Origin of the sequence: Streptosporangium sp. NPDC006013 (genome assembly GCF_040614275.1) — a bacterium.
Lineage (GTDB): Bacteria > Actinomycetota > Actinomycetes > Streptosporangiales > Streptosporangiaceae > Streptosporangium.
The window spans coordinates 1-12,163 of record NZ_JBEXUE010000310.1 but is presented as its reverse complement, the minus strand read 5'-3'; the positions used below and the strand labels follow the sequence as shown (position 1 = coordinate 12,163).

General features: G+C 71.9%; 8 protein-coding genes. 7 read left to right on the top strand and 1 reads right to left on the bottom strand.

Annotated elements, in window-relative coordinates; genetic code table 11:
• Nucleotides 1-1,512, bottom strand: a 1,512-nt coding sequence (locus ABZ260_RS34680) for a condensation domain-containing protein (RefSeq protein ID WP_355626137.1), incomplete at its 3' end; no start/stop codon positions are given.
• 366 nt (nucleotides 1,513-1,878) lie between these two features.
• Here ABZ260_RS34680 and ABZ260_RS34675 point away from each other — a divergent pair.
• The 7 genes from ABZ260_RS34675 to ABZ260_RS34645 all read left to right on the top strand — a co-directional run.
• Nucleotides 1,879-3,345 (top strand): class I adenylate-forming enzyme family protein, encoded by a 1,467-nt coding sequence (locus ABZ260_RS34675; protein ID WP_355626135.1) that lies wholly within the window; start codon nucleotides 1,879-1,881, stop codon nucleotides 3,343-3,345.
• Nucleotides 3,345-4,631 carry a condensation domain-containing protein gene (locus ABZ260_RS34670; RefSeq protein WP_355626133.1) on the top strand — a complete coding sequence of 429 codons (1,287 nt, stop codon included), beginning with the start codon at nucleotides 3,345-3,347 and terminating at the stop codon, nucleotides 4,629-4,631. Before ABZ260_RS34675 ends, ABZ260_RS34670 begins: the two co-directional genes overlap by 1 nt.
• Complete coding sequence (locus ABZ260_RS34665) at nucleotides 4,610-4,849, top strand: phosphopantetheine-binding protein (RefSeq protein ID WP_355626131.1); 240 nt, start codon at nucleotides 4,610-4,612, stop codon at nucleotides 4,847-4,849. The genes ABZ260_RS34670 and ABZ260_RS34665 overlap by 22 nt, the downstream gene beginning before the upstream one ends.
• On the top strand, nucleotides 4,842-5,765 hold the full coding sequence (locus ABZ260_RS34660; protein ID WP_355626129.1) for a thiamine pyrophosphate-dependent dehydrogenase E1 component subunit alpha: 924 nt from the start codon (nucleotides 4,842-4,844) through the stop codon (nucleotides 5,763-5,765). The genes ABZ260_RS34665 and ABZ260_RS34660 overlap by 8 nt, the downstream gene beginning before the upstream one ends.
• Complete coding sequence (locus ABZ260_RS34655; protein WP_355626128.1) at nucleotides 5,756-6,739, top strand: transketolase C-terminal domain-containing protein; 984 nt, start codon at nucleotides 5,756-5,758, stop codon at nucleotides 6,737-6,739. The genes ABZ260_RS34660 and ABZ260_RS34655 overlap by 10 nt, the downstream gene beginning before the upstream one ends.
• Nucleotides 6,732-7,946 (top strand): 2-oxo acid dehydrogenase subunit E2, encoded by a 1,215-nt coding sequence (locus tag ABZ260_RS34650; protein WP_355626126.1) that lies wholly within the window; start codon nucleotides 6,732-6,734, stop codon nucleotides 7,944-7,946. The genes ABZ260_RS34655 and ABZ260_RS34650 overlap by 8 nt, the downstream gene beginning before the upstream one ends.
• A partial coding sequence (locus tag ABZ260_RS34645) for an amino acid adenylation domain-containing protein (protein ID WP_355626124.1) occupies nucleotides 7,943-12,163 on the top strand: 4,221 nt, incomplete at its 3' end. The genes ABZ260_RS34650 and ABZ260_RS34645, both read left to right, overlap by 4 nt.

Below are 12,163 nucleotides of genomic sequence, written 5' to 3'. Positions count from 1 at the left end.
GGTGAAGGCGCCGGACGAGAACGAGACGTCCACGCCGCGCAACGCGTGCACGGCGGTGTCCCCCCGGCCGTACACCTTCGTGAGACCCCTGGTCGCGCCCGGAGTCGCCGCGGCCTGTTCGAGCAGCAGGTCGACCAGCGTGATCTCGGGCGGTTCGGTCCCGGTGTCGTTCCACTCCTCCAGCAGGGCGAGCTCGGCGTCCGGCAGCATCCGCAGTGAGCTCACCGGCGAGCCGGGGGCGGCCACCACGGCCGCGAGCAGTTCCTGGAAGCGGGCGACCAGCCGTTCCACGCTCTCGCGGTCGAACAGCTCGGTGCTGTAGATGACGGTGCCGTACAGGTGGCCGTCGTCGCCGGGGGAGAGGTCCATGGACAGGTCGAGCCGGGCACGGGACCAGCCGCTGGGGAAGGGCGTGGCGTCGAGGCCGGGCAGGGGCTCGGCCCACTCGCCGTGGGTGTGGAAGGCGAACATGGTCTGGAACAGCGGCGTGCGGCTGAGATCACGTTCCATGTCGAGGTCCGCCACCAGGCGCTCGAAGGGGACCTCCTGCCGCGAGAGCCCGTCCAGCACCATCCTGCGGGTGCGCCTGAGCAGGTCGTCGAAGGTGGGGTCGCCGGACAGGTCGCAGCGGAGGGCCAGCGTGGTGGAGAGAAAACCGATCATGGTCTCCAGCTCGGTGCTGCCGCGACCGGCCGAGGGGGTGCCCACGCAGAAGTCGTGCTGGCCGGTGTGCCGGTGGAGCAGGACCTGGTAGGCCGCCAGCAGCACCATGAACGGCGTGCATCGGGCACGCCGGGCGAGGGCGCCGATCGAGGCGGCCATGCCGGCCTCGATCCGGAAGTCGACCTCGGCGCCCTCGCCGGTCCGCAGGGCGGGGCGCGGCCGGTCGGTCGGGAGCTCCAGGGCGGGCACCCCGGCGAGCCGCTCGGTCCACCAGCGGAGCTCGGAGTCCGCGGGGCGCAGGTCGCGCGCGTACTCGCCGTACTGCAGGGGAAGCTCGGGCAGCGCCGCGCCGCCCCGGCTGCCGTAGTGGACGGCGACCTCGGAGCGGAGCACGTTCAGCGACCAGCCGTCGCCGTTGATGTGGTGCAGGACGACGCAGAGCACGTGCTCCTCGGGGCTGAGTTCGATCAGCGAGACCCGGAACGGCGGCGCGGCGGCCAGGTCGAAGGCCGTGTTGGTGACCGCGGAGACCAGGGCGGCGGCCTCCCGCGCGTCCCGGGCCGCCAGCCGCTCGACCGGTATCGGCGAGGGCGGGTCGACGATCGCCAGGGGCTTCCCGTCCACCTCGCGGAACCTGGTCCGCAGGCTCTCGTGCCGGGTGGCCGCGGCGGTGAACGCGGCCTCCAGGGCAGCCCTGTCAAGGCGACCTTTCAACCTGTAAACATAGGATGTGTTGTAGGTCGAGTCGCCCGGGTCGAGCCGGTGTAGAAACCAGAGCCGCTGCTGGCCGGGTGACAGGGGGTACTCCGTCGCCGGCCGGCCGGTTGGAACGGTCTCTGGTTGGAACACGCAGGGCTCCTTTTTCGGCCGCGGGTCCGGTAACTCGCGCAATCGCGCTGGAAATTGGTACGCAAAAGGCCCACTCCGTGCATATTTGCCCAGTTGGGCGGGCCTCAGGGAAGGTCACTTTCTGGAAAGAAACCTTTCAGTTAGTTCTGGGTGGTCAGTGTTACACCTTCACCCCAAGGACGCAAGGCCCACTCTCGCGAGGGTTTTGTCCTCCCAGTGAACCTCCGCCAAAGGTCTTGCAAGGCTGTGGCGATCATGTAAGACTGGCGCTCGATTTTGAATAGTAAAGATTCTTTCCTGTAGTGGCCTTAATGGCCACACGCCTTGATCGCATATACATCCGATCTTTAGTGGGAGGTTCACCCGGTGAACCTGACCGTCCCCCAACTGCTCGGAGACCGGGCACTCGCCGACCCCGACGGGGTCGCGCTGATCGTGCACGGCTCGGCCCGGCTCACCTACCAGCAGTGGCACGAGCGGTCCCTCGCGCTCGCGAACGGCCTGCTCGCGCGCGGTGTCACCTCGGGTGACCGGGTGGGCCTGGTGTTCGGGGCCGCCGACTGGGCGGACTACGCCGTGGCGTTCTGCGGGGTTCTGGCGGCCGGGGCGGTGGCCGTACCGCTCTCCGACCGCCTCGCCCCCGATGACCTGCGTCTCATGCTGGCCAACTGCCGTGCGACCGGGATCGTCCACGCGGCCGGCCTCACCGCCGACCTCGCCGTGCCCGAGGTCGGCTGGAGCACGACCGTCGACCGCCTGAGCGCCGAAACGTCCTATGAGAAGGCCGACCTCGCGGCACCGGAGCCGGGAGATCTCGCCCAGATCCTCTACACCTCCGGCACCACGGGCCGCCCCAAGGGAGTCTCGGCCACCCATGCCAACCTGACCTATGGCTGCGGTTCCAGACGCCGCCCGTTCGCGCACTCCCGGCATCTCGTCCATGCCTTCCCGATCGGCACCAACGCCGGGCAGACGATGCTGATCAACGCGCTCGACGCCCAGCCGGCCGTCGTGACGCTGCCGCGCTTCACCCCCGGCCGCTTCGCGTCGCTGATCGAGTCCTACCGGGCGGGGACGGTCTTCCTGGTCCCCGCGATGGCCATCGAGCTGATCAACGCGGGAGTGGCCGAGCGGCACGACCTGTCCAGCGTGCTGCTGCTCGGCTCGGCCGCCGCGCCGCTGCCCTCGGCCGTCGCCCAGGCGCTGACCACGGCCTTCCCCAGTGCGACGATCGCCAACTACTACACCTCGACCGAGGCGGCCCCGGCTCAGACGATCATGATGTTCGACCCGGAGCGGCCGGGAAGCGTCGGCCGCGCCATCGCCGGGGGACGGGTCAGGATCGCCACCGCGACGGGCGAGCCGCTGGCGCGGGGGGAGACCGGAGAGGTCTGGATGCGATCCCCCGCGGTACCGCGCGCCTACTACGGCGACCCCGGCAGCGAGACCTTCCGCGATGGCTGGGTGCGGATGGGCGACCTCGGCTACCTCGACGCCGACGGTTATCTCTACCTCGTCGACCGGGAGAGCGACGTGGTGAAGTCCGGGGCCTTCAAGGTCTCCACGATCCACGTCGAGGAGGCCGTCCACCGGCACCCGGCGGTGATCGAGGCGGCCGCGTTCGGGGTCCCCCATCCGGTGCTCGGAAGCGTCGTCACCGTCGCCCTCGCCACCAGGGCGCCCCTCGAGCCGGAGGAACTGCGGATCTTCCTCAAGGGCCGGTTGGCCCCGCACGAGCTGCCCGCGCACATCGTCACCGTCGGCGCCCTGCCGCGCAACGACGGCGGCAAGGTCGACAAGAAGGCGCTGCGCCGGACGATGGGGGGCGTGTGATGTCCGGGTCCGAGGTCACGTTCACCCAGCAGGGGATGTGGGTGACCGAGCAGGCCGCGGGTGGTGGCACCGCCTACCACATGCCGTTGGTCGTTCACCTCCGCGGCGACCTGGACACCGGCGCGCTGCTGGCGGCCTGCGCCGCGGTGGTCGACCGGCACCCGGCGCTGGGCGGCGTGGTGGCGGAGGTGGGCGACGAGCTGCGGCTCGTGCCCGGCGCCGAGGTTCCGGTACGCCGGGCGGCGGCCCTCCTCGCTGATCTCTCGGCCGACACCCCGGCGAAGGAGCCGACCGCCCCGGGCTCCCCGGACCACGGGCCGGGCGTGCGGGAGGAGATCCTTCGCGCCTTCGACCTGGAGAGGGGCCCGCTGGCCCGCTTCACCCTGTTCGAGACCGGCCCTGGGCGGCACCTGCTGCTCTTCGTCGCCCATCACCTGATCTTCGACGGGCAGTCCAAGGACATCCTGGTGCGTGACCTGGCCGCCTTCTACAACGGCGAGCCGCCGCCCCCGCTGCCCGGAATCGACCACGGCAGGGCCGAGCGCGACCGGGTGGCCGCCGTGCTTCCCGCCGCGCGTGAGTTCTGGAAGCCCCGCTGGCGAGATCCGGGCGAGACCGTCGTGCTCGGCCGGGCGCTGAGGTCCCGGCGGGCGGGCGAGGGACGGGTGCTCCGGTTCACCCTCGACCCACAGGTCCCCTCGATTCCCGGCCTGACCCGCTTCGAGGTGCTGCTGGCCGCGCTGCACACGCGGCTCCTCGGCTACGGCAACGCCTCGGTGACCACCGCCGTCGACCTGTCCACCCGGCCCGAACAGGCCACCGGTCACATCGGCCTGTTCGTCAACGAGCTCCCGGTCGCCTCCACCCCGTCCGGGCGGGAGACCTTCCGCGAGTTCGCCACCGCGCTCCGCGCCGAGCTGCGCGAGGTCTACCGGTTCCGCCAGGTGCCGCTCTCCCGGGCACTGCCCCGCATCCGGCCGCACGCCGCGCTGGTGCCCGTCTCCGTCAGCTACCGCACCCGCCGCACCGCCGACCCGGTCTTCACCGGCCTCGACGCGTCCGTGGAGTGGACGGTCTTCAACCACGGGGTACGCGGCGCGCTGCACCTGCAGTGCGTGGACGGCCCCGGCGGGCTGGAGATCAGCCTGCGCCACGACCCCGAGACGGTGCCCGACGCCGCCGGGGTGGCCGAGGACCTGCGTCTCCTGCTGGAACGCGCCACCGATGACCCCGACCTGCCACTGCACGAACTTCTGGAGAACGAATGGGTTCCGTCACCACGCTGACCGACCAGGTGCGCGAGATCTGGGAGGAGGTCCTGGGCATCTCGCCGATCGAGGACGACGACGACATCTTCGACCTGGGCGGTCATTCGCTGACCATCACCCAGATCATCGCCCGGATGCGCAAGCGCCTGGACATCGAGGTCTCCCTGGACGACTTCTTCGACAACCCGACGATCGCCGGGATCGCCGGGATCGCGAGCGCCCTCGGCGATGACTGAGACCCTCGACGGGCTCCGTCTCTCCCGCCTCGCCGACGAGGACCTGGAGCTCCTGCTGCTGGTCAGGCACTTCGAGCTCAAGCTCCTGGAGCTGTACGGCAGGGGCGAGCTCAACGGCACCACCCACACCTGCCTCGGCCAGGAGTACGTCCCGGTCGCGCTCCGCCCCCTGCTCGGCCCGGCCGACCACGTCTTCAGCAACCACCGGGGCCACGGCCACTACCTGGCCAGGTTCCGCGACCCGCACGGCCTGCTCGCCGAGATCATGGGCCGGCAGGGGGCGGTCTGCGGAGGCGTCGGCGGCAGCCAGCACATCCACCGCGACCGCTACCTGTCCACCGGGGTGCAGGGCGAGAGCATGCCGGTCGCCGCCGGTGTCGCGCTCCATCTCAAGCGCGCCGAGCCAGGGGCCCTGGCCTGCGTCCACATCGGCGACGGCACCTGGGGCGAGGGCGCGGTCTACGAGGCACTGAACCTCGCCGCGCTCTGGCGGCTCCCGCTGCTCGTAGTGGTGGAGAACAACGGCATCGCCCAGTCCACCCCGACCGCGTCGCAGATGGCGGGCACGGTGGCCGGTCGGGCGGCGGCCTTCGGCATCCCGCACCTGCTGGTCGTCTCCACGGACGTCAACGAGATCCGCCTCGCGCTGGAGGAGGAGGTGGCGCGGGTGCGCGAGGCGGGGCCGCTGGTGGTCGAGTTCGTCACCCACCGCCTCGGGCCGCACAGCAAGGGCGACGACGTGCGCCCGGCCGACGCGGTACGGGCCGCCAGGGACAACGACTGGTACGGCCGCTACGCCCACCACCATCCCGGGCAGTTCCACCGGATCGACGGCGCGGTCAGGGCCGAGGTCCAGGCCGTCGCCGACGAGGTCGCGGCGCGCCCGCTCTCCCGCTGGGAGGCACCGTGCGCGTAGCGGAGAACCTCAACGCGGCACTGCACGGGCTGCTGGACGACGACCCCACCGCCTACGTCCTCGGCGAGGACATCCTTGATCCGTACGGAGGCGCCTTCAAGGTCACCAAGGGCCTGTCCAGCCGCTTTCCCGGACGCGTGATCGGCACTCCGATCAGCGAGGGCGCGCTGACCGGCGTCGCGGCGGGTCTGGCGCTGACCGGCAACACGGCCGTGGCCGAGATCATGTTCGGCGACTTCGTGTCGCTCGCCTTCGACCAGCTCTGCAACTTCGCCGCCAAGTCGGTGTCGATGTACGGCGGGCGGCTGCCGCTGCGGATGGTGGTGCGCTGCCCGACCGGCGGCGGCCGGGGCTACGGCCCCACGCACAGCCAGAGCCTGCAGAAGCACTTCATCGGCATGCCGGGGCTGTCGCTGTACGAGATGTCCCCCTTCCACGACAACCGCGCGGTGCTCGCGGCGATGCTGGAACGGGGCGAGCCGTGCGTGTTCTTCGAGGACAAGATCCTCTACACCCGGCCGATGGGCCGGGTGGACCCGCTGTTCCTCCTCCGCCGCGACGGAGACCTGGCCGTGGTGGACATCCGCGACTCCACAGAGCGCCCCGACTGCGTTGTCATCGCCCCCGGCGGGATGGCCCACCGGGTGCTGGCCGCGATGCGCTCCCTGCTGGTGGAACAGGAGATCTCCACCCGGCTGCTGGTGCCCTCCCGCCTCTATCCGCTGGACGCCGACGCGCTCCTGCCACACCTCGCGGACGTCGTCGTGGTCGCGGAGGAGAGCACCGCCGGGGGCACCTGGGGCAGCGAGGTGGCCCACCTGCTGCACGCCCGCGTCTGGGAGCGCCTGCGCGGCCCCGTCCGCCTCGTCCACTCGCGGGCCGCCGTGATCCCCACCGCCGCGCACCTGGAGAACGAGGTCCTGGTCGGGGAGTCCACGATTCACCGTGCCGTACGGGAGGCCCTGCGTGGCTGACATCCGCGTCCCCAAGCTCAACAACAACGACACCGAGTACCTGATCGTCGAGTGGCTCGTCGAGGACGGCGGTCCCGTCGTCGCGGGGGAGGCGGTCGCCGTGCTGGAGACCTCCAAGGCCGCCGACGAGCTGGAGGCGGGGGAGTCCGGCCACCTGCACCACGCCGCCGCCCTCAACACCTGGATCGCTCCCGGCGCGCTCCTCGCCCGCGTCACCGCCGAGGCCACCCCGCCGCCCGCCTCCCCCGTCCTGGAAAGTCCCGCCCCGGCTCCGTCCGGCTCTGTCCTCTCCGGCCTCGAGCCGGGGGCAGGCGAGGGCATGGCGGGACGAGGGAACGCACCGGCTCTCCAGCCGGTCGTCACCGATCCCGCCCGCGCCGCCATGGAGGAGTTCGGGGTCTCCGACTCCGATGTCGCGGCCCTGGGCCTGGCCGTCATCCGCCGGGCCGACGTGGCGGCCCTGGTCGCCCGCCGTACCGGGGAGACGACCGCCACTGTGCGGGCCGACGCGCCGGAACCCGGCACGGATCCGGATAAAGCCGGCGGGCGACAGGCGGGCACCCACCGCCTGTCGCGGGTGCAGCGCGCCGTCGCGCGCGCCGTCACCGTCTCGCACGCCGCGATCCCCGCCGCGTACACGGTCGTGAGGTTCGAGGTGGGCCCGCTGCTGGCGCGGACCGGGGAGCTGAGCAGACAGGTCCGCAGGCCGGTCGGCCTGGCGGAGCTGTTCGTACAGGCCGTGGCGGTGCTGCACCCCGCCTTTCCGCTCTTCTTCGCCTCGATCGACGGGGACGAGGCACGGCTGGCCGACGCCCCGCGCGTCGGCGTCACGTTCGACCTGGGCGAGGGCCTGTACGTGCCGGTCGTCCGCGACACCGGGTCGCTCAGGGAGATCGCCGAGGCGCTCATGCGTTACCGGCTCGCCGCGGCCGAGGGAGACTTCCGCGAGAAGGACCTCACCGGCGCCAACATCGCCGTCACCCTGCACACCGACGCCGACGTCGTCCTCGCGATCCCGCTCATCTTCCCCGGCACCGTCTGCGCCCTCGCGATCACCTCGCCGCAGTCCGAGCCGGTACTCGCCGAGGACGGCACGGTGACCGTGCGAACCGTCGCCAACATCGGCCTCGCCTACGACCATCGACTGATCAACGGCCGGGACGCCGCGCTCTTCCTCGCGGCCCTCAGAACGGAGCTGCGGGCTTGAGCGAGACAACACTGTCGGACGCGAAGAAGGCACTGCTCGCGAGAAGGCTCCGGAACCGGGGGGAGTCGCGGGCCGTCGTCGCCCGCGCTCAGGGAACCGTCCCGCCCCTGTCCCACGCGCAGGAGCGCCTGTGGTTCCTGGAGCAGTACCGCCCCGGCACCACCACCTACACGGTCCCCGTCGCGGTGCGTCTGCGCGGGGAGCTGGACGCCGACGCGCTGCGCCGGGCACTGGACGAGATCGTCGCGCGCCACGAGGCTCTGCGGATGCGGTTCCTCACCACCGAGGACGGCACCCCCGAGCTCGTCGTCGACGAGCCGGGACCCGCCGAGCTGCGCGTCACCGCGGCGGCCGACGTGGCCGCCGCGATCGAGTTGCTCGACGCCGATCTCGCCGTCCCGTTCGACCTGGAGCGCGGCCCGCTCTTCCGCACGGTGCTGGTCCGGGTGGCGCCCGACGACCACGTGCTCCTGCTCGCCGCCCACCACACGGTCATCGACGGCTGGTCAAGCGACCTGCTCATCCGCGAGCTGCTCGCCCTGCACGACGGCGAGACCCCGCCGCCCGCGCCGGTCGGCTACGGCGACTACGCGCTCTGGCAGCGGGGCCGGGACCACCGCCGCGAGCTCGGTCACTGGCGCGACCGGCTCGCCGGGCTGCCCGCCCTCGAACTGCCCACCGACCGGCCGCGCCCCGCCGAGCAGCGTCACGAGGGAGCCGCGCTCGACGTCCGGGTGGACGCCGACCTCACCCGGCGGCTGGCCGAGCTGGGCGCCGCGTCCGGTGCCACGCCGTACATGACATTGCTGGCCGCCTTCCAGGTGCTGCTGGCCCGCTACTCGGGGCAGGCGGACTTCGCCGTCGGCTCCCCGGTCGCCGGACGCGGGCTGCCCGAGCTGGACGGTGTCGTCGGCATGTTCGTCAACACCCTGGTCCTCCGCGCCGACCTGGCGGACGACCCGCCGTTCACCACCTTCCTGGCCCGTGCCCGGGAGAGCGCGCTGGACGCCTTCGCGCACCAGGAGCTCCCGTTCGACCAGCTGGTCAGCGAGCTGAACGTGGTCCGCGACGTCAGCCGCTCACCGCTCGCGCAGGTCACGTTCGCGCTGCAGAACTTCAAGGCGGGCCAGGAGGACGGGCGCGTCTCCTACCTCACCCTCCCGGCCAGGACGACCCGGTTCGACCTCGGCCTCTACCTGTTCGAGAGCCCGGACGGGCTGGTCGGTCACCTCTCCTACAGCACCGCGCTGTTCGACCCCGAGACCGTGGAGCTGCTGGCGGCGCGGTTCGAGACGCTACTGCGCTCGATCGTGGCGGATCCCGATGCGCGGGTGGGCGAGCTCTCGCTGCTCGGCGATGACGAGCGGGACCGGGTCCTGGGCTTCGGGGCCGGACCCGCGCTCCGGCCGTCCAGCCATGAGCTGCTCCACGACCTGCTCACCGCGCAGGCCGCGCTGACCCCTGGCGCGACGGCGGTGGTCCACGCCGGCTCGCCGGCCTCGGGCACGGCGTCTGTGACGTCTGTGACGTCTGGGGTTCGCGGCGGCTCGCTGACCTACGCCGAGCTCGACGAGCGTTCCACCCGGATCGCCGCCCTGCTGAGGAACCGCCACGGCGTGGGGCCGGACAGCAGGGTCGGTGTCCTTCTCGAACAGTCCACGGACCTCGCGGCGGCGGTCATCGGCGTGCTGAAGGCCGGTGGCGCGTACCTGCCCCTTGATCCCAAGCAGCCCCGCGACCGCCTGGCGTACATGCTCGCCGACGCCGGGGTCGTCGCCGTCCTCACCACCTCCGACCTGTGCGACCTGGTTCCCGATCTCCCCGAGGCGCCGGTGATCCGCCTGGACTCCGAGGCGCTGGACGAGACCGGGTTCGAGCCTCCCGGGGTCTCACCGGACCACCTGGCGTACGTGATCTACACCTCGGGGACCACCGGGCGGCCGAAGGGCGTCGGGGTGCAGCACCGGCAGGTGCTCAACTACCTCACCGGGGTCAGGGAGCGCTTCGAGGTCGAGCCCGCCTCGGTCCACACGCTGCTGCAGTCGCTCTCGTTCGACTTCGGGGTGACGATCCTCTACCTGTCGATCATGACCGGCGGTGAGCTGCACCTGGCCGACCCGCAGGCCCCGGCCGAGGAGCTCGCCGGGCAGCTGAGCCGCACCGACTACCTGAAGATGACCCCCTCCCACCTCGCCTCGCTGCTCGCCGCGGTGGACGACCCCGCCGAACTGCTCCCGCGCAGGCTCCTCATCCTCGGTGGTGAGGCCTCCGGGTGGAGCTGGGCCCGCGGGCTGGCCGCGCACACCACGGTGGTCAACCACTACGGCCCCACCGAGGCCACGGTCGGCATCTCCACCCACGCCGTCACCGGCGAGGAGGAGCGGGCGCTGAACCTGCCGATCGGCAGGCCACTGCCCGGCGCCCGGGTCTACGTGCTGGACGAGCACCTGCGGCCGGTTCCGCCGGGCATGACCGGCGAGATCTACCTCGGCGGTGACCGGCTCGCCCGCGGATACCTCGGCCGCCCCGGGCTGACGGCCGACAGGTTCCTGCCCGACCCGTACGGCGAATCCGGTGCCCGGATGTACCGGACGGGTGATCTGGGCCGCTGGCTGCCCTCGGGCGACCTGTGCTTCCTCGGCCGCCGCGACCTGCAGGTCAAGGTCAGGGGCTACCGGGTGGAGCTGCCGGAGATCGAGTCGGTACTCGCCGGCCAGCCGGGGATCGCCCACGCCGTCGTCGAGCTGCGCGCGGACCGGCTGGTCGGGTACGTCGTCGCGGAGACCGCCGGCGACCGGAGCAGCGTCAGCGAGCTGCGGGCGAGGCTCGGCGAGCGGCTTCCCGAGTACATGATCCCCGGTCGGTTCGTCTGGTTGGACGAGCTGCCGCTGAAGTCGCACGGCAAGGTCGACCGGGCAAGGCTGCCGGAACCCGACGAGGCACGACCCGACCAGGAGGCCGGATTCGTCCCGCCGGGAACGCCGCTCGAAGAGGCGATCGCAGCGGTATGGGCGAAGGTGCTGGGACTCGTCCAGGTCGGCGTGCTGGACGACTTCTTCGACCTGGGCGGACACTCGCTGCTCGCCGCGCAGGTGGTCGCCCGCCTCAGGAAGGCCATCCCGGAGGGCGGGCGCCAGGTCACCATCCTGGACCTGTTCAAGAACCGGACGGTCCGCGAGCTCGCCCGGCTCGTCGAGACGGCCGACGACGGCCCGCGCATGCTCCTGCACCGGCTCACCCCGGCCCGCACGGCCACCTCGACCCTGGTCTGCGTGCCGTACGGCGGTGGCAGCGCGGCCATCTACCAGCCGCTGGCCGACGCGCTGCCGACGAACTGGGCACTGCACGCGGTCGCCGTCCCCGGCCAGGAGATGGGGCTGATCGAGGAGACCCGGCCGGTGGAGGAGGTCGCGCGGGGCTGCGTGGCGGAGATCCTCAGGGACGTCCGGGGGCCGCTCGCGCTGTACGGGCACTGCGGGCTCGGCGTCATGCTGACCGTGGAGATCGCCCGCCATCTGGAGGCGGCGGGCCGCCAGGTCGAGGCGATCTACCTCGGCGGCATCTTCCCCTTCGCGCGCCCCAACTCGCTGCTGGCCCGGCTGTCGAACCTGACCGACCGCCTCCGCAGCGACCAGGTCTGGGCCAACGCCCTGCAGGCCGCCGGTCTCGACGTGGAGGACCTGGAGCGCGACCAGCTCAAACTGATGATCGACAACCGCCGCAAAGGCACCAGGGAGGCGGAGCGCTACTTCACCCGCCTCTTCACCGACGGCGTCGAACCACTCAGGGCGCCGATCATCTCCGTGGCGGGCGACCGCGATCCGGCCACCGAGTTCTACCAGGAGCGCTACCGCGAGTGGCACCTGCTGACCGGCTCCACGGCCGTGGTCGTCCTCGACGAAGCCGGACACTTTTTCCTGAAATATCGGGCGGAGGAGCTCGCGGCCATCGTCACCGGCACCCACCGGGCCATCGCCTCCGGCGACACGGCGAAGCTGGGCCGCACCGACAGGTCCACCTGGTGGCTCGACGGCGTCTCCACCCAGGACGCCTCTGCTCGGGGCGTCTCCGTTCAGGACACATCGGCCCGGGCCGCCTTCACCCGGGCCGTCACGCCTCCGGCCGGGCCGGTAAAGGACACGGAGGCCGGAACCGGTCAGGACCCACCGAGGCCTTCGCCATCGCGACCGACGAGTGCGACGGTGTCTTCCTGTCCG